We start from the raw sequence: 18,132 nt of genomic DNA on the forward strand, positions 1-18,132 counted from the left end.
GGCAGGCTAGCGGCCTGTTGCCGCGCCCAGCCGGCTCCTCCAGACTGTGTCCATGACCCGACTCCTGCTCGCTCTCGTCTTCGCGGCGTCCCTGACCGCCTGCGGTTTCCACCTGCGCAACAAGCTGACCCTGCCGGCCGATACGCCGTCGGTGAAGGTGGTGTCCTCGGCGCCGTACAGCGAGCTGGCCAAGCTGCTCGAACGCGGCCTGCGCGCAGCCGGCGCGCAGATCGCGCCCAAGGACGTCAACACCGGCGTGGCCCGCCTGGAAGTGCTGTCCGAGCGCTGGGGCGACTTGCCGATCGCGCTCGACGCCGAAGGCCGCGCCCAGGAATACAGCCTGCGCTACGCCGCGATCTTCGTGTTCCGGCGCGCCGACGGCAGCGTGCTGGTGCCGCAGCAGGTGATCGAGCTGTCGCGCGACTACGTGTCGCCGCCGACCGACGCCACCGGTACCTCCACCGAGCGCGAGATCCTGGCCGACGAATTGCGCCGCGAGATGTCGGCGTCGATGCTGCGCCGGATCGACAGCGTGGTGCGCGCGCAGGTGCGCGACGGCAAGGACGTCAACGCCGCGCCGCCGTCGACCGACGGCACGCCGGTGGAAGGCAAGCCGGCCGACGCCACGCCGGCCGCAGACAAGCCGGCGACCACGCCGCAGCCTTGAGCCTCGCCCTGCTGCCTTCGCCGCCGCATGCGGCGGCCGCGCCGTTCGCCGCAGGCGCGCGGCGTTGGCCGCATCCGCCTGCAGCAGCGTAGGCTGTCGCCATGGAACTGCGTCCCGAACAACTCGCCACCCAGCCGGCGTCGCAGCCGCTGCAGCCGGTCTACTTGATCGCCGGTCCGGAAACCCTGCGCGTGCTCGAAGCCGCCGACGCGGTCCGCGCTCGCGCACGCGCCGCCGGCATCGGCGAGCGCGAGGTGTTCGACGCCGATGGCCGCGACTTCGACTGGGGCCAGCTGTATTCCAGCTTCAACGCACCCAGCCTGTTCAGCGCGCAGCGGCTGATCGAACTGCGCCTGCCCAGCGGCAAGCCCGGCAAGGAGGGCGGCGAGGTCATCAGCGCGTTCTGCGCCGATCCGCCGCCGGACGTGGTGCTGCTGATCACCTGCAACGAATGGAGCAAGGCCCACCAGGGCAAGTGGGCCGACGCAGTCGGCCGTATCGGCACCATCGCCGTGGCCTGGGCGATCAAGCCGCACGAACTGGGCGACTGGATCGAGCGGCGCCTGCGCAGCAAGGGCCTGCGCGCCGATGCCGGCGCGGTGCAGCGCCTGGCCGAGCGGGTGGAGGGCAACCTGCTGGCGGCGGCGCAGGAGATCGACAAGCTGGCCCTGCTGGCCGACGGCCAGGGCCTGGACGTGGCGGCGATGGAGTCGCTGGTCGCCGACGCCGCCCGCTACGACGTGTTCCGCCTGGCCGAGGCGACCCTCGCCGGACAGGCGCCGGCGGTGCGGCGCATGCTCGCCGGCCTGCGCGCCGAGGGCGAAGCGGTGGCCGCGCTGCTGCCGATCCTGATCAAGGAACTGCTGCGCACCGCGGCGCTGGCCAAGGTGCAGGCCGCCGGCGGCAACCTGGCCGCGGAGATGAAGGGGCAGGGCATCTGGGAATCGCGGCAGGCGCCGTTCAAGCGCGCCCTGCAGCGCCACGCCGAACCGCGCCGCTGGGAACGCTTCGCCGCCGAGGCCGGCCGTATCGACCGCATCGCCAAGGGCCGCGCCGACGGCGACGCCTGGATCGCCCTGGAGCGCCTGCTGCTGGCGATCGCCGAGGCGCGGGCGGTGCGGTTGTTGGTGGTATGACGGCCGGGATTGGGGATTCGGGATTGGGGATTGGCAACAGCGGCGATCCGGCGATGCCGGATGTGCGAGAAGAAAGCCCCGCCGTTGGCGAATCCCCAATCCCCAATCCCGAATCTCGGCCTCTCACCCTCATCTACGGCGGCACCTTCGATCCCATCCACAACGGCCACCTGGCGATCGCGCGGGCGGCGCGGGATGCGGTCGGGGTGCCGGTGCGGATGATGCCGGCGGCCGATCCGCCGCATCGGCCGGCGCCCGGCGCCGATGCGCAGCAGCGCTGCGCGATGCTGGCGCTGGCCATCGCCGACACGCCGGGGCTGGTGCTGGACCTGCACGAAGTGCGGCGCGCGCAGGCCCGGCCGGGCGTGGCGTCCTACAGTATCGACACGGTGCGCGAGCTGCGCGCCGAGCTCGGCGCCGACGCGCCGCTGGCGCTGCTGATCGGCAGCGACAGCTTCGTCGGCTTCAACGGCTGGCGCGAGTGGCGGGCGTTGCTCGAGGCGGCGCACCTGATCGTCGCCGACCGCGCCGGCAGCGGTTGGGAGCGGGCGGTGCCGGCGGAACTGGCGCAGGCGGTGGCCGGGCGCTGGGCCGACACGCCGCAGGCGCTGACCCGCGCGCCGGGCGGCCGGCTGTGGTGCTTGCGGCAGCCGCTGCGCAGCGAATCGGCCAGTCTGGTGCGGGCGCGGATCGCCGCCGGCGAGGACTGGGCGGCCTTGCTGCCGGCACCGGTGGCGGCCTATATCCGCGACCACGGCCTGTATGCGTCGGGCACCGGTCCCGCTGGCTGAATACGCGTCCTGCCGGGGTCGCCTATAATTCGCCCCATTCCATCGAGTTCGCCGCTTTGTCCAGTCAAGCCCACGTCATCAAGACCCAAGTCCCCAATCCGCCGCCGCCGCTGCCGGTCCTGCTCGCCCACGTCCGCGAGGCAGTCGAGGAACTCAAGGCCAAGGACGTGGCGGAAATCGACGTGCGCGGCAAGTCCAGCGTCACCGACTACCTGGTGATCGTCTCCGGCACCTCCACCCGTCACGTCAAGTCGATCGCCGACGAAGTCATCAAGTACGCCAAGCGCCTGGACGTCATGCCGCTGGGCGTGGAAGGCGAGCGCGAGGCCGAGTGGGTGCTGGTCGATCTCGGCGACGTGGTGGTGCACGTGATGCTGCCGCGGGTGCGCGAGTTCTATGCGCTGGAGCGGCTGTGGACGGTCGGCGACCAGCCGCCGGGCGACGACGACGGCGACGACTCGGCACGCGATGCCTAAGCGCCAGGCCGGCGTGCCTGCGGCCGCGTCCGATCTGGCGCCGTCCGCACGGCTCCGCGCCGGTTCCGACACCGCTGCACAGCCGCTGGCCACCCCGGCGCGCAAACGCTTCGATGCGCTGATCGAACGCCTGGAGCGGACCCGCGAGGAACTGCGCGACTGGCGCGAGGCGCTGCCGCGCTGGGAACAGCGCTTCCATGCGCAGGTCGAGCCGCTGCTGCAGGCGCGCGATGCGGCGCAGGCGCAATTGGTCCACGACCTGGACGCCGCGCATGCCATGCACAAGCTGGGCAAGCGCGAGCGTGCGGACTTGTCCGAGACGCTATGCGCGCTGGCCGCGCCGCTGCTGGAACAGCCGGAGTTCGAGGCGCTGAAGCCGATCCATGCACGCCACCGCGGCGCGCAAGGCGAGGGCGGCGACATCATGCAAGACGCCGCGATGCAGGCGGCGCTCGCCGCCGAGTTCGGCCTGACCATCGAAGAATTGCAGCACCTGCCGTCCCCGGAAACGCTGTACGCGCAACTGCAGCAGCGCCAGCACCAGCAGCGGGCGCATACGGACGGACGCGCGCAACGGCATGCCAAGCGCCGCCGTGCCGGCGCGGGCCCTGCCGCCGCGAGCGAGTTCGATCCGCAACAGGCGCGGCGCGCGCTGTACCGCAGCTTGGTCGCGGCGCTGCACCCGGACCGCGAGCCCGATGCGCGGCAACGCGAACGCAAGACCGCGCTGATGCAGGAACTCAACCGTGTCTATCGCCAGGACGATCTGCTGGGCCTGCTTGAACTGCAGTTGGAGATCGGCCAGCTGGATCACGCCGGGATCGCGGCGATGGCCGAGGAGCGGATCGGCGACTACGCCGCGATGTTCGCCACGCAACTGCAGCAGGTCGAGCGGGAGCTGGCGCAGGTGGTCGATGCGTTCGTGGCCGACTACGGGCTGGCCCTGGAGCGCCGCCCGCAGCCGCGGCGCCTGGATGCGCTGATGGCGCAGATCAAGCGCCAGTTGCAGGACGAGATCGCGTATTTCGACGAGGACCGGCGCGCGCTGCAGCAGCCGTCCACTCTCAAGCAGTGGTTGCGCGAGCAGCGTGCGGCGCTCGAGGCGCAGGACGCCGCCGAGACTGCTTTCATGGCGGAGCGCGGATGATGCGCGCGCGGCGGCCGACGCGATGAAGGCGCGCCTCATCGCCACCGGCGAGCGCGCCCCGGCCTGGGTGGCGCAGGGCTTCGCCGAGTACCGCAAGCGGCTCTCGCACTGGCTGCCGCTGGACCTGGTCGAGATCGAACCCGGCCTGCGCGGCAAGGGCCGCGATGCGCAGCGCGCGATCGAGGACGAAGGCCGCCGGGTCCTGGCGGCGCTGCCGAAGAATGCCCTGGTGGTGGCGCTGGACGTGCCCGGCAAGCAGCACAGCTCCGAGCAACTGGCGCAGCGCATGGAACACTGGCGCGGACAGGGACGCGATCTGGCGTTCCTGATCGGCGGTCCCGAGGGCCACTCGCCAGAGGTGCTGGCGGTGGCCAGCGAATCCTGGTCGCTGGGGCCGCTGACGCTGCCGCACATGCTGGTGCGGCTGGTGGTGGCCGAGCAGTTGTACCGTGCGGCGGCGATGCTGGCCAATCATCCCTACCATCGCGCCTGATCGCGGATCGCGGATCGCGGATCGCGGATCGCTGATCGCGTGTGCGCGGCGGCAAGGCGTGCGTGATGCCGAAACTTGCGCGCCGCTCAGGCAACAAAAAAGCCCGGGCTTGCGCCCGGGCTTTTTCTTATCGCTGTGCGACGCTCGCGATCAGTTGAACGTGTACTTCGCGCCCACCGTGAAGTAGCGGCCGATCGCGCCGCTGAAGTGCAGCGGGTTGTAGTTGACCGCACCGTAGGTGGTCGGATCCAGCGGGGCGATCCGGTCGAACACGTTCTGCACCGACGCGTTCAGTTCGAACGCCTCGGTGATGTTCCAGCGGCCCGACAGATCGAAGGTGGTGAACGAGGCGATCTTCTTGACCGGCGTACCGTCGGCGTAGAAGGCCTGGTAGTCGCCACCGCGGCGATCCTTGTTCTCGATGCTGTCGATGTAGTTGACCACGCCGCTCACGCTCCAGCTGCCCTGCTTCCAGGTGGTGCCGAAGTTGATGCGGTCCTGCGGGGTGCCGATGCAGTTGGTCACGTCGCAGTTGCCGTGCGTGCCCACGTAGTCGACGGTGGTGTCGCCTTCGGTGCGCTCGAACTTGAGCAGGTGGCTCCACTGCGCATCCAGCTCCAACTGACCCGGACCGATCTCGAAGGTCTGGCGGATGTCGGTGTCGATGCCGCGCACGCGCGAGGAGTTCGCGTTCACGTAGCCGGTATTGACCGCCAGGATGGTACCGCTGTTGGCGACGCCGCCGATGTTGTTGCTGTCGCGCAGGACATTGCCGGCAGCGATCGCGTCGGCGGTGCTGCCCTGGGCGATCTCGTTGGTGCGCTTGATCTCCCAGCCGTCCACGGTCAACGAGGTCGTCGAGGTCGGCTGCAGCACGAAGCCCACCGAGTAGCTCTTGGATTCCTCGGGCTTCAGCGCCGGGTTCGGACGGGTGATGATCGCCACCGAGCGCGCGGTGCACTCGTTGGCCGGATCGATCGCGCAGCGCACCGGATCGCGGGCGTTGGAGAACGCGGCCAGGCCGCCGTCGCCGTTCTCGGCCGGATTCGGCGCACGGAAGCCTTCGGCATAGCTGGCGCGCAGCGCGATCCAGTTGGCCGGCGTCCACTTCACGCCCAGCTTCGGGGTGGCCTTGCCGTCGCCGCCGTCGTACTTGTCGTAGCGCAGTGCCGCCGACAGTTCCAGTTGCTCCAGCACCGGCGCGGACAGCTCTACGTGGGCAGCATAGACGTTCTGAGTGCCGTCGTAGGCCGAGTAGCCCAGGCCGATGATGTCGCCGATGTCGGTGTAGGTCTGCGGGGTCAGGCTGTTGCTGGTCTTGCGCCATTCCGCGCCCATCGCCAGGCCCAGCGGGCCGCCCTTGAGGTCGACCAGGCTGCGCGAGACGTTGAAGTCGAACATGTCCAGTTCCGACTTGGCGCGCGCGCTGATGGTCGGCGAGATGTAGTCGTACAGCGCCTGCGAGTTCAGGTTGGCGTTGTCGCCGATGCGCCAGGTGCCGGCAGGGCAGGCCGGGTTGCCGAGCACGCAGCGCACGGCGCTGTAGCGCAGGTAGCCGGTACGCTTGTTGATCAGATTGGTACCGGAGTGCAGGTAGCCGGTGTCGTAGCTCCACTCGCCCCAGTTGCCCTTCACGCCGACCAGGAAGCGATTGAACTCGTTGGTGTTGTCGGTGACGCGCGGGCCCACGTCCCAGGCGCTGTAGCGCAGGCGCGCGGCGTATGGCAGCGGATTGTCCGGATGGCCGGCGTAGAGCACGGTGGCGCCGGCGCCGCTGTTGGCGTTGACCGGGCCGCCCGGGTAGCCCCAGCCGCCGGATACGCCGGACGGGGTATTGGAGAACACGGTGTTCTTCTTCGAGTAGCCGATCTCGGTGTAGATCTCGCCGCCCTCGCCGAAGGCGAAGCTGGCGCGGCCGAACACGTTGACGTACTTCTCCTCGGGGGTCAGATCGCGGAACTGCTGCGCCGGATCCCACAGGCAGCCCTGCGCCTGCGCGGTGGCGTCGCTCTGGCCCGGGATGGTGGTCAGGCCGGCGCAGCCGGGGAGGGCGACCAGCTGTCCGGCGGTGTTGAACACCGAGCCATTGGGGCCGCTGCCGCCGGCGGTGCCGCCGCTGAGGTAGGCGCCGCCGAGGAACTGCGCGTCCTGTGCCGCATAGCCCCAGCGGCGGATGTCGCCGGTGCCGATCCACTTGCGGTCCTTGCGGTCGCTGATCTTGATCGCGTCGGTCTTGCCCACGTCCAGGCTGAAGAACGCGTTCCAGCCGTCGCTGGAAAGGTCGCCGGTACCGGCGGTCAGGGTGGCCTTGCGCGCATCGCCGTCGCCATCGCCGGAGAGGCCGTAGGAGCCGCGCAGGATCGCGCCCTGGAAGTCGCTGCGCAGGATGATGTTGACTACGCCGGCGATGGCGTCGGAGCCGTAGATCGCCGAGGCGCCGTCCTTCAGCACTTCGACCCGCTCGACCGCGTCCAGCGGGATGGTGCTCAGGTCGGTGAAGACCTTCTGGCCATCGTCGGCCAGGCCGTAGGTGGCCATGCGCCGCCCGTTCAACAGCACCAGGGTGGAGCCGGCGCCCAGGCCGCGCAGCGAGATGCCGGCGCCGCCGCCGGCGAAACCGTTGCCGAAGGTCTTCGGAATCGAGCCGGCGCCGTCGGCGGTCAGGGTCTGCAGGTACTCGGCCAGCGAGGTCTTGCCGGTGCGGTCGATTTCCTGGCGGGTGACTACCTGCACCGGCGACGGGGTCTCGGTGTCGGTGCGCGGGATGTTGGAGCCCGTGACCGTGATCCGGTCGAGATTGGTGGCCGCTTCCTGGGCGAAGGCGGCGGGGCCTGCGAGGGCGGCGAGCACGCCAGCGACGGAGGCACACAGCAGCGTACGGCGGGTTGCACGCCGTTGGGTCGAAATGTTCACAGTTTCTCTCCTAACTGGAAACGCAGATTGTGTCTTTCTGACGAAAGTGCCGACCTTTTGACGGCCGGCTGGTTCCCATCTAGGTGTATCTATCGTGAACAAATAGTGAATTTTTGCGAAATGCGCGCGGCCGAGTAGACCCGGCCGCGCACATCGCCATCCTCAGCGGTCCATCGAAAAATCGACCGGCACCAGCCCGTACGCCTGCACCGGCGTGCCGTTCTGCAGCGCCGGCTTGAACGCCCAGCGCTTGAGCACCTGGTCGCGGGCGGCCTGGTCCAGCACCCGGTGGCCGCTGCTCTTCTCGATGCTGACCTGCAGCGGCTGCCCGTCGGTGCCGACCAGCACCCGCAGCAGCACGCTGCCCTGCAGGCGATCGCGCAGCGCGTCGCGCGGATACGGCGGGGCCGGCGCGCGCAGGTACTGCAACTGCATGCCGTCCACCGGCGCACTCGCGCTCGCCGGCGGCAGGCTGGGCGCGGCGATGCTGGGCGTGGGGTCGACATTGGGCGCGCTGTCCAGCACCACCGGGCTGCTGTCGGCCGCTGGCGCCGGCGTCGAGGTCGGCACCGGCACTGCAGTGGGCGTGCGCGGCTGCGTCGGCACCTGTTTCTCGGCATTGGGAATGGTCGGCGGCGGCGGCGTGACCTTGACCACCACCGGTTGCTGCCAGGGCGGCTGCACCTGCGCCGGTTCCGGTGGCGCGGTCACGTGCGAGAGCGGAAGCAGCAGCAACAGGGCGGCCAGCACGTGCAGGGCGATCGCGGTGCTGTAGGCCAGGACCCGGGACAGGTCGATGCGGAAGGACGGGGCGGGGAGTTGCGTGCGAACCATGGATCCACCTCTGCGATAGGAGTGTCGTGGACTGCGGTACGGCTAAGAGCGGCTAACAAACCTACTGCGCAGCCGCCAGGCGGCTGCTCGCGACGTTTTGTCAGCCACTCTGAACGCACGGGCGCGGCGGATGGGGTCAGCGCGCCCGTCCGCGTTTCGACAGTGCGCCGGTCGCGGTGGCTTTGGCAAGAGGGGCAAGGGCCAGCGCTGGGCGCGATCGCGACGAGAGCAGGGGGCCGCCGCAGCCGGACACGACGACGGCGCCCGCAGGCGCCGTCGCGAGGTGTTGCCTGGTAAGCCCGCTTACTTGCCCAGTTCGAACACCACGTCCAGGTTGACCGAGACGCTGCTCTCGCCCGCGGCGACCGGGGTGTCGGCCTCGGCCTTCATCGCCATTGCGCGCATCATCGGCATCGGCGGGCGCACGCCGCCGCTGCTGCCCTCGGAAATGCTGACGATGCGCCGCACGCGCAGGCCAAGCGCCTTGGCGTAGCTCTGCGCGCGCGCCTGCGCCTTCTTCAGCGCATCGACCCGGGCCTGGTCGTACAGCGGTTCGGGGTCGTCGATCTCGAAGGTGGGGCCGTTGATCTGGTTGGCGCCCTGCGCGGCCAGCGCGTCGAGCACCTTGCCGAGCTTGGCGATGTCGCGCACCTTCAGGTTGACCGAGTTGCTGGCCTGGTAGCCGATGATCTGTGGGGCCTGGTTCTCGGCGTACTTGTACTGCGGGTTGAGGCTGACCCCGCTGGTCTGCACGTCCTTGTCGGCGATGCCGGCGGCGCGGATCGCGGCGAGCACCTTGGTCATCTGCTCGGCGTTCTGTCGCATCGCCGCGGCGCTGTCGGTGGCCTGGGTGACCACGCCGGCCGAGATCGCGGCCACATCGGGCGCGCGCTTGGCCTCGGCCTGCGCGGCGATGTTGAGCAGGGTGCCGTCGGCGGGCACGGCATAGCCGGGCGCGGCGGATTGGGCGTGGGCGGTCATCGTGCCTCCTAAGGCGAGGGACAGGGCCAGCAGCAGCGGGCGGACGGACAATGCGCGCATCGGGGTTCTCCTTGAAGAATGGGGCGAGGGTGTTGCCGCGACGATGAACGCGTCGTGATCTTCACCGGGGTTGAAGCGATCGTCACGCCATCGGCGTTCGTTCAGCCAGTCCGCTCGGGTTATCCTTCGGCCATGCTGTATCTCGCGTCCCGTTCCCCTCGCAGAAACGAACTGCTGACCCGCCTCGGCGTGCCGTTCCGGATCCTCGATCTCGAGGTGCCGGAACTGCGCGCGGCCGACGAGTCGGCGCAGGCCTACGTGCGCCGCGTGGCGCTGGACAAGGCCCGCGCCGGGTGGGCGCAACTGGCCGATGCCGCCGATGCGGTGGTGCTCGGCGCCGACACCGAAGTGGTGCTGGACGAGCGCGTGTTCGGCAAGCCGGCCGATGCCGGGGACGCCGCGGCGATGCTGGCGGCCCTGTCCGGGCGCACCCACCAGGCGATGACCGCGGTGGCGCTGGTCGCCGCCGGCCGCGAGGAGGTGCTGCTGGTGCCGACGGCGGTGACCTTCGCCGAGTTGTCCGCGCGCGACATCGCCGACTACGTGGCCAGCGGCGAGCCGATGGGGCGGGCCGGTGCGTACGCGATCCAGGGCGGCGCCGAACGCTTCGTCAGCCGTCTCGACGGCAGCTATTCCGGGGTGATGGGCCTGCCCCTGCACCAGACCCACCACCTGCTGCGCACCTTCGGAGTGCTGTGATGTCGCAAGAGATCCTGGTCAACGTCACACCACGCGAGACCCGGGTGGCCGTCATCGAGAACGGCATGCTGCAGGAGCTGCACATCGAGCGCGGCTGGCGCCGCGGGGTGGTCGGCAACATCTACAAGGGCCGGGTGCAGCGGGTGATGCCGGGCATGCAGGCGGCCTTCGTCGAGGTCGGGCTGGAGCGCGCGGCGTTCCTGCACGCGAACGACGTGGTGCGGCCGGCGCCGGTCGGCAACGGCGACACCGAGGAGGCGACGCCGCTGCCGGTGTCGGCGGCGGTGCCGATCGTGGAACTGCTGCGCGACGGCCAGGACATCGTGGTGCAGGTGGTCAAGGACCCGATCGGCAGCAAGGGCGCGCGGCTGACCACGCAGATCAGCATTCCCTCGCGCTACCTGGTGCTGCTGCCGCAGTCGCGGGTGATCGGGGTGTCGGCGCGGATCGAGGACGAGGCCGAGCGGCAGCGCCTGAAGACCCTGGTCGCCGACCTGGCCGCCAGCCACGGCGGCTTCGGCTACATCATCCGCACCAATGCCGAGGGCCAGCCGGCCGAGGCGCTGGCCGAGGACATCGCCTACCTGTCGCGGGTCTGGAACGTGGTCGAGCGGCGCGGCCGCGACGGCGCCCCGGCCAGCATCATCTACGAGGACCTGAGCCTGCCGCTGCGCGCGGTGCGCGACCTGATCCGCAAGGACGTGGAGAAGGTCAAGGTCGATTCGCACGAGACCTTCGAGCGGCTGCAGGCCTTCGTCGCCAAGTACATGCCGGTGCTGGCCGAGCGCCTGGAGCTGTACACCGGCGACCGCCCGATCTTCGACCTGTACGGGGTTGAGGACGAGATCGCCCGCGCGCTGGACAAGCAGGTGCCGCTGAAGTCCGGTGGCTATCTGGTCATCGACCAGACCGAGGCGATGACCACCATCGACGTCAACACCGGCTCGTTCCTGGGCCAGCGCAACCTTGAGGAGACGGTGTTCCGCACCAACCTGGAGGCGGCGCAGGCGGTGGCGCGGCAACTGCGGCTGCGCAATCTAGGCGGCATCATCATCATCGACTTCATCGACATGGACGACGCCGAGCATCGCCGCCAGGTGCTGCGCACGCTGGAGAAGGCGCTCTCGCGCGACCATGCCAAGACCACGGTGTACGAGTTCTCGCCGCTGGGCCTGGTGGAGATGACCCGCAAGCGCACCGTGGAGAGCCTGGAGCGGCAGCTGTCCGAACCGTGCCCGGAATGCAGCGGGCGCGGCTCGATCAAGACCGCCGAGACCGTGACCTACGAGATCTTCCGCGAGATCACCCGCGCGGTGCGCCAGTTCGACGCGGCGCGGCTGCTGGTGATCGCCTCGACCAAGGTGGTGGCGCGCATCACCGACGAGGAATCGGCGGCCGTGGCCGAGCTGGAGGAATTCCTCGGCAAGACCATCCGCTTCCAGGCCGACGAACAGTACCTGCAGGAGCAGTTCGACGTGGTGTTGTTGTGAGGCTGGGAGTGGGGAATCGGGAATGGGGAATGGGGGAAGAGCGCGCCGTTGGCGCTGACGCGTCCCTGGATTCCTTGGCCGAATTTCACACGGCAATGAGCGGTTCGCGTGCTGCTTTTGCGATTCCCCATTCCCGATTCCCCATTCCCCGCATCTGATGCATCCCCCCCTGCGCCGCCGCCTGCGCCTGGCTCGCCGTTTCGCGTTCTATGCGGTGGCGATCGGGCTGGTGTGCGTGGCCCTGGCGGTGGGAGCACTGAGCCAGGCGCTGCCGTTCGTAGAGCAGCATCCGCAACAGGTGGCGGCGTGGCTGAGCGAACGCGCCGGACGGCCGATCCGCTTCGACCGGCTGGAGACCGCCTGGACCCGGCGCGGTCCGTTGCTGCGCCTGGACGGCCTGCGCATCGGCGCCGGCGAGGGCGTGCGCATCGGCCAGGCCGAGGTGCTGGTGTCGATGTACGCGGGGTTGCTGCCCGGGCGCTCGTTCACCGAGCTGCGCCTGCGCGGGCTGGCGCTGACCCTGCTGCGCGCCGACGACGGCAACTGGAGCGTGCAGGGCCTGCCGACCTCGGGGCAGGGCGGCGATCCGCTGGATGCGCTGCAGGGGCTGGGCGAACTGCAGGTCATCGATGGCCGCCTGCGCGTGCACGCCCCGTCGCTGGGCCTGGAAGCGCAGGTGCCGAAGATCGACCTGCGGATGCGCGTGAACGGCGAGCGCCTGCAGGTCGGCGTGCAGGGCTGGAGCGATCTGCAACAGGCGCCGCTGACCGCGGTGCTGGAGTTGGACCGACACAGCGGCGACGGCCAGGCCTATCTGGCGGTGCGCCCGGCGGAGCTGGCCGGCTGGGCCGGCCTGCTGCATGCCGCCGGGATCGAACTGCAGGGCGGCGTCGGCGAGGTCCAGGGCTGGCTGGACCTGCAGCAGCACCGTGTCGCCGGGGTGACCGTGCAGGCCACGCTGCGCGATCTGCGGCTGCGCGGCGCGCCGCTGGCCGACGGCCGCACCCGGCCGTCGCTGGCCTTCACCACCTTCCGTGCGACGGCGCGCTGGCGCCAGATCGACGGCGGCTGGCGGCTGGATGCGCCGCAGCTGCAGTTCGGCCAGGCCGGGCAGCCGCTGCAGCGCCTGGATGGGCTGACCGTGGCCGGCGGGCGCCGTTTCGCCCTGTTCGGCGACCATCTCGACGTGGCGCCGCTGATCGCGGTGGCCGGGCTCAGCGACCGCCTTTCGCCCAGCCTGCGCAGCTGGCTGGCGGTGGCGAAGCCGCGCCTGCAACTGACCCAGGTGGCGGTGAGCGGGGTGCCGGGCGGTCCGCTGTACGGCCAGGGCCGGCTGGCCGAGCTGGCATTCGCGCCGGCCGGCGGCGCGCCCGGTGTGAGCGGGCTGCGCGGCCGCTTCGACGGCGATGCGCAGGCCGGCGAACTGGCGCTGGAGGCCGGCAGCCCGGTCCGCGTCGACTGGCCCAGCGGCTTCGGCGTGGTCCACCAGGTCCAACTGGCCGGGCGCATCGTCGCCTTCCGCGACGGCGACGGCCTGCGCGTGGCGACCCCGGGGTTGCGCGTGCAGGGCAGCGACTACGGCGCCGATGTGCGCGGCGGGCTGCGCTTCCAGGACGACGGCTCGCGGCCATGGATCGATCTGGCCGCCGACCTGCAGGACGCGCCGGTGGTGGCGGCCAAGAAGTTCTGGGTCCATTCCAAGATGAGCAAGGCCGCCACCGACTGGCTGGACGCCGCGTTGCAGGGCGGGCGCCTGCGCGACGGCCATGCGCTGGTCTCCGGCGATCTGGACGACTGGCCGTTCGCCGACCACAACGGCCGCTTCGAGGCGACCGCGCGGCTGGAGGACGCCAAGGTGCGCTTCCAGCACGACTGGCCGGCGGTGGAGAACGTGGACGCCAGCGTCGCCTTCATCGGCAACGGCTTCGAGGTGCACGGCCGCGGCAGCATGGGCGGGGTGCCAGTGGAGCAGCTGTCGGCGGCGCTGCCCGACTACAAGGAAGGCCAGCTCAGCGTGCTGGCCAGCACCCGCGCCGAGACCAGCAAGCTGCTGGCGATGCTGCGGCAGAGTCCGCTGCACGCCCATTACGGCGACACCCTGGATGCGCTCAGCGCCTCGGGCCCGGCGGATGTCACCTTCGACCTGCTGCAGCCGCTGCGTGCCGGTGTCGGCACCCACCACCTGCGCGGCACGGTCGACCTGCTCGGCGCGCACATCGCCGACAAGCGCTGGGACCTGGCTTTCGACGACATGCGCGGCAGCGCCGATTACAGCGATACCGGATTCGCCGCGCAGAAGCTGAGCGTGGCCTACCAGGGCCATCAGGGCGAACTGGCGCTGCGTGCCGGCGACGGCGTGCAGGATCCGCAGCAAGCCTTCGAGGCGGCGCTGAGCGCGGCGCTGGACGCCAACGAGCTGCTCGACCGGGTGCCGGAAATGGCCTGGCTCAAGCCCTACGTGCAGGGCCGCTCGCGCTGGAACATCGGCGTCGGCCTGCCCAAGACGCCCGACGGCGGCGCGCAGCCGCCGACGCGGCTGCAACTGCGCTCGGACCTGGTCGGCACCGAGCTGTTGATGCCGGCGCCGATGGACAAGGCGCCGGCGACGCCGCTGGCGACCTCGGTCAACGTGCCGCTGCCGGTCGGCAGCGGCCGCATCGAGGTGGCCTTCGGCAAGCTGATGGCGCTGGCCGCGCGCAGCCAGGGCGGCAAGACTGGCGTGCGCGTGGTGATGGGCAACGATCACGTTGCCGACGAACCGCCGGCCAGCGGCCTGGTGGTGAGCGGGCGCACCGCGGCGCTGAACGCCATCGACTGGATCGGCGTGGTCAGCCGCCCCGATCCGAACGCCGCCGCGGCCAACGGCGGCGAAGACCCGATGCCGCTGCGCCGCATCGACATCCTCGCCGACCATCTGCTGTTGCTGGGCGGGGTGTTCGACAGCACCCGCCTGCGCCTGCTGCCGCAGGCCGACAGCATCGACGTGCACCTGGATGGCCCGGCCCTGGCCGGCGACCTCAGCGTGCCGACCAAGGACGGCGGCGTGCTCGGCGGGCGCCTGGCGCGGGTGCACTGGCGCTCGGCCACGGCCGCGTTGCCGGCGGCGGACGGCACGCCGACCGCGGTGGTCGCCACGCCCGCCGACAGCGGCGTGGCCGGCAGCGCCGGCCCGGTCCCGGCCGGCCCGTTCGCCGACAGCCTGGACCCGGGCTCCATCCCGGCGCTGGCGCTGGACGTGGACGACCTGCGCTTCGGCGCGATGACGCTCGGCGCGGCCTCGCTGCGTACGCGCAAGCTCGCCGACGGCATGCAGGTGGACCAGCTGCACCTGCGCTCGGACAAGCAGAAGATCGACATCAGCGGCGACTGGCGCGGCAAGGGCGCCACCGCCCGCACACGGCTCAACGCCAACGTCGACAGCCGCGACCTGGGCGAGTTGATGCAGAACCTGGATTTCGGCGGGCAGGTGCGCGGCGGCGAAGGCCAACTGACGCTCAGCGCCGCCTGGCCGGGCACGCCGTCCGGCCTGCAACTGGCCACGGTGCAGGGCCAGCTCGACGTGGCCGCGCGCAATGGGCAGTTGCTGGAACTGAACCCGGGCGCCGGGCGCGTGCTCGGCCTGCTCAGCGTGGCGCAGTTGCCGCGGCGGCTGATGTTCGATTTCCGCGACTTCTTCTCCAAGGGTTTCGCCTTCAACCGCATCGACGGCCAGATCCGCTTCGGCGACGGCATGGCGCGCAGCGACAACCTGGTCATCGATGGCCCGGCCGCGGAGATCAAGGTCCGCGGCGCGGCCGACCTGCGCACGCAGCAGTTCGACCAGACCATCGACGTCAATCCCAAGTCCGGCAACCTGCTGACCGTGGTCGGTGCGGTGGCCGGCGGACCGGTCGGCGCGGCGGTCGGCGCCGCCGCCAACGCGGTGTTGGGCAAGCCGCTGGGCAACATCGGCGCGCGCACCTACCGGGTCACCGGGCCGTGGAAGGATCCCAAGGTGGACGTGATCGAGCGCGAATCGGCGCGGCCGCCGGCGCCGTCGGGTACGCCCTAGATCACGCGCCGTCCGTAGGAGCGGCTTCAGCCGCGATGGGGCGTTACCGTTAAGGCCCGTCGCAGATGAAGCCGCTCCTACGAGGCGATAGGGGTGACCGCACATAGACCCACAGCGCGCTGTCCATCCCGTGCGGTGCCGCCCGCCGCTTGCGCTGCGCGCCTTCCTCCCCCATGTTGAGCCCATGAACGATCACGCCCTGAGCCTCGCCGAAACCCGCCTGTTGCTTCCCGCCGGCCTGGATGCCACCAGCCTGGAGCGCGCCTTCGGCACGCTGCTCGGCCCCGGCATCGACTTCGGCGACCTGTATTTCCAGCATTCGCGGCGCGAGAGCTGGAGCGTGGAGGACGGCATCGTCAAGGACGGCGCCCACTCCATCGAGCAGGGCGTCGGGGTGCGTGCGATTTCCGGCGAGAAGACCGGCTTCGCCTATTCCGACGACATCCACCGCGACGCGCTGCTGGCCGCGGCGCAGTCGGCGCGGGCCATCTCCCGCGACGGCGGCGCGCAGCCGGCGCACGCGCTGCAGCGCGGCGGCGGCCGCGCGCTGTACCCGGCGCTGGACCCGGTGGACGCGATGGACAACGCGCACAAGGTGGAACTGCTGCGGCGGCTCGACCAGTACCTGCGCGCCGCCGACCCGCGCGTGCAGCAGGTGATGGTCAGCCTGTCCGGCGGCGTGGACACGGTGCTGGTGGCGCGCAGCGACGGCGTGCTCGCCGCCGACGTGCGCCCGTTGGTGCGGCTCAACGTACAGGTGATCGTCGAACAGCAGGGCCGCCGCGAATCCGGCTATGCCGGCGGCGGCGGCCGCTACGACTACACCACGCTGTTCGCCGACGGGCGTCCGGAAGCCTTCGCCCGCGAGGCCTTGCGCCAGGCGCTGGTGAACCTGGAGGCAGTGCCGGCGCCGGCCGGGGTGATGCAGGTGGTGCTGGGTCCGGGCTGGCCCGGCGTGCTGCTGCACGAGGCGGTCGGCCATGGCCTGGAAGGCGACTTCAACCGCAAGGGCACCAGCGTCTACGCCGGCCGCATCGGCCAGCGCGTGGCCTCGCCCGGCGTCACCATCGTCGACGACGGCACCCTGGACGGCCGTCGCGGCTCGCTCAACGTCGACGACGAGGGCACCGCGACCAACTGCACCACCCTGATCGAGGACGGCGTGCTGGTCGGCTACATGCAGGACACCCTCAACGCGCGATTGATGGGCGTGGCGCCGACCGGCAACGGCCGCCGCGAATCGTTCGCGCACCTGCCGATGCCGCGCATGACCAATACCTACATGCGCGCCGGTCAGCACGATCCCGAGGAGATGATCCGTTCGGTGAAGAAGGGCCTGTACGCGGTCAACTTCGGCGGCGGCCAGGTCGACATCACCAGCGGCAAGTACGTGTTCTCGGCCACCGAGGCCTACCTGATCGAGGACGGCAAGGTCACCGCGCCGGTGAAGGGCGCCACCCTGATCGGCAACGGCCCGGAGACCATGCAGAAGGTGCGCATGATCGGCCACGACCTGGCGCTGGACGAAGGCGTCGGCGTCTGCGGCAAGGACGGGCAGAGCGTGCCGGTGGGCGTGGGCCAGCCGTCGCTGCTGATCGACGGGCTGACCGTGGGCGGGACGGCTTAGGGGCCGGGAGTGGGGATTCGGGAATCGGGAATCGGTAAAGCGGGCGCCGCGGTGCGCTGCGGAAGTGCCGGCCTGACGGGTAGGTCCATCGCGCGCCGCGCTCGTTGCTGGGCTGGGAGTGCGTCGGCCGTTGTGCGCGGCAGCCGACGCTGCCGTCCTTCAGTCGCGCGTGTCGTCGAACGCCGCGTCGTCGTCGGCTTCTTCGGATTCCGATTCTCCATTCCCCATTCCCGACGCACCACCCAGGATCAGCTCGCGCAACTCTCGGAACAACTCGCGATAGGCATGCGGCGGCTTGTTCTTCAACCGTTCGTCCTTGGCGTTGCGGACCAGCTGGCGCAGTCGCTGGCGGTCGGCGTCTGGGTGTTCGGCCAGCAGTTCGGCCAGCGCGGTGTCGCCTTCGGCGAGCAGCCGCTCGCGCCAGTCCTCGACGCGGTGCATGGCCGCCACTTCGCGGCGCGCGCTGTCGCTGTTGACGTCCATCGCCTCGCGGATCGCCTCCAGCACCGCCTCGTCCTCGCGCCGCATCTGCTTGGCCAGGAACGCCAACTGCCGCTTGTGCGCGATGTGCGAGGTGATGCGCTTGGTCTCGGCGATGTGCGGCAGCAGCGATTCGGGCACCGGCAGCTTGGCCAGCTGCGCCGGGGTCAGCGCCACCAGCTTCTCGCCCAGGCTCAGCACTTCCAGCGCCTCGCGGCGTTGCTGGCTGCGGCTTTCGCCGCGGAATTCACCGGTGTCTTCGTCGCGTCCGCGCATGCTCGTACTAC

The 18,132-nt window shown here is 70.7% G+C and carries 14 protein-coding genes; 10 read left to right on the top strand and 4 right to left on the bottom strand.

What is annotated here, in order from left to right:
* Positions 1-52: 52 nt before the first annotated feature.
* The 6 genes from lptE (at position 53) to rlmH (ending at position 4,710) form a co-directional block, all read left to right on the top strand.
* Entirely contained in the window at positions 53-667 is a 615-nt protein-coding gene (gene lptE / locus RAB71_RS07020) for an LPS assembly lipoprotein LptE (protein WP_010340434.1), read from the top strand.
* Positions 668-768: 101 nt separating this feature from the next.
* Positions 769-1,803: a DNA polymerase III subunit delta gene (holA, locus tag RAB71_RS07025; protein WP_010340435.1), complete on the top strand. Its 1,035-nt coding sequence runs from the start codon at positions 769-771 to the stop codon at positions 1,801-1,803.
* Positions 1,804-1,856: 53 nt separating this feature from the next.
* Positions 1,857-2,594 (top strand): nicotinate-nucleotide adenylyltransferase, encoded by a 738-nt coding sequence (gene nadD, locus RAB71_RS07030; RefSeq protein ID WP_081481885.1) that lies wholly within the window; start codon positions 1,857-1,859, stop codon positions 2,592-2,594.
* Between the two features lie 56 nt (positions 2,595-2,650).
* Positions 2,651-3,070, top strand: coding sequence for a ribosome silencing factor (gene rsfS, locus RAB71_RS07035; RefSeq protein ID WP_010340437.1), 420 nt, complete (start codon positions 2,651-2,653; stop codon positions 3,068-3,070).
* A complete protein-coding gene (locus tag RAB71_RS07040; RefSeq protein WP_010340438.1) occupies positions 3,063-4,217 on the top strand; it encodes a hypothetical protein in 1,155 nt (384 codons plus the stop codon). The genes rsfS and RAB71_RS07040 overlap by 8 nt, the downstream gene beginning before the upstream one ends.
* Positions 4,218-4,239: 22 nt before the next feature.
* The gene (gene rlmH, locus RAB71_RS07045) at positions 4,240-4,710 is read left to right on the top strand and encodes a 23S rRNA (pseudouridine(1915)-N(3))-methyltransferase RlmH (RefSeq protein ID WP_010340439.1); all 471 of its coding nucleotides are present in this window, start codon (positions 4,240-4,242) and stop codon (positions 4,708-4,710) included.
* Positions 4,711-4,860: 150 nt separating this feature from the next.
* Here rlmH and RAB71_RS07050 read toward each other — a convergent pair whose 3' ends face one another.
* From RAB71_RS07050 to RAB71_RS07060, 3 genes are all read right to left on the bottom strand, one after another.
* Positions 4,861-7,623, bottom strand: a complete 2,763-nt coding sequence (locus RAB71_RS07050) for a TonB-dependent receptor (RefSeq protein WP_010340440.1) — start codon at positions 7,621-7,623, stop codon at positions 4,861-4,863.
* 162 nt (positions 7,624-7,785) lie between these two features.
* Complete coding sequence (locus RAB71_RS07055) at positions 7,786-8,457, bottom strand: energy transducer TonB (protein WP_010340441.1); 672 nt, start codon at positions 8,455-8,457, stop codon at positions 7,786-7,788.
* A 303-nt stretch (positions 8,458-8,760) separates the two neighbouring features.
* On the bottom strand, positions 8,761-9,498 hold the full coding sequence (locus RAB71_RS07060; protein WP_010340442.1) for an SIMPL domain-containing protein: 738 nt from the start codon (positions 9,496-9,498) through the stop codon (positions 8,761-8,763).
* 132 nt (positions 9,499-9,630) lie between these two features.
* On the opposite strand from RAB71_RS07060, the gene RAB71_RS07065 reads away from it, so the two are divergent.
* From RAB71_RS07065 to tldD, 4 genes are all read left to right on the top strand, one after another.
* Positions 9,631-10,197: a Maf family nucleotide pyrophosphatase gene (locus tag RAB71_RS07065; RefSeq protein ID WP_029561748.1), complete on the top strand. Its 567-nt coding sequence runs from the start codon at positions 9,631-9,633 to the stop codon at positions 10,195-10,197.
* Positions 10,197-11,687 carry a ribonuclease G gene (gene rng / locus RAB71_RS07070; RefSeq protein WP_010340444.1) on the top strand — a complete coding sequence of 497 codons (1,491 nt, stop codon included), beginning with the start codon at positions 10,197-10,199 and terminating at the stop codon, positions 11,685-11,687. The genes RAB71_RS07065 and rng overlap by 1 nt, the downstream gene beginning before the upstream one ends.
* 157 nt (positions 11,688-11,844) lie before the next feature.
* Positions 11,845-15,738, top strand: coding sequence for a YhdP family protein (locus RAB71_RS07075; RefSeq protein ID WP_104609471.1), 3,894 nt, complete (start codon positions 11,845-11,847; stop codon positions 15,736-15,738).
* 184 nt (positions 15,739-15,922) lie between these two features.
* Positions 15,923-17,365, top strand: coding sequence for a metalloprotease TldD (gene tldD, locus RAB71_RS07080; protein WP_104609472.1), 1,443 nt, complete (start codon positions 15,923-15,925; stop codon positions 17,363-17,365).
* Positions 17,366-17,524: 159 nt separating this feature from the next.
* Here the strand turns inward: tldD and yjgA are convergent, their stop codons facing one another.
* Positions 17,525-18,121, bottom strand: a complete 597-nt coding sequence (yjgA, locus tag RAB71_RS07085; RefSeq protein WP_010344467.1) for a ribosome biogenesis factor YjgA — start codon at positions 18,119-18,121, stop codon at positions 17,525-17,527.
* Positions 18,122-18,132: the final 11 nt, after the last annotated feature.

The sequence above is a fragment of the Xanthomonas sacchari genome (genome assembly GCF_040529065.1).
Taxonomy (GTDB): domain Bacteria; phylum Pseudomonadota; class Gammaproteobacteria; order Xanthomonadales; family Xanthomonadaceae; genus Xanthomonas_A; species Xanthomonas_A sacchari.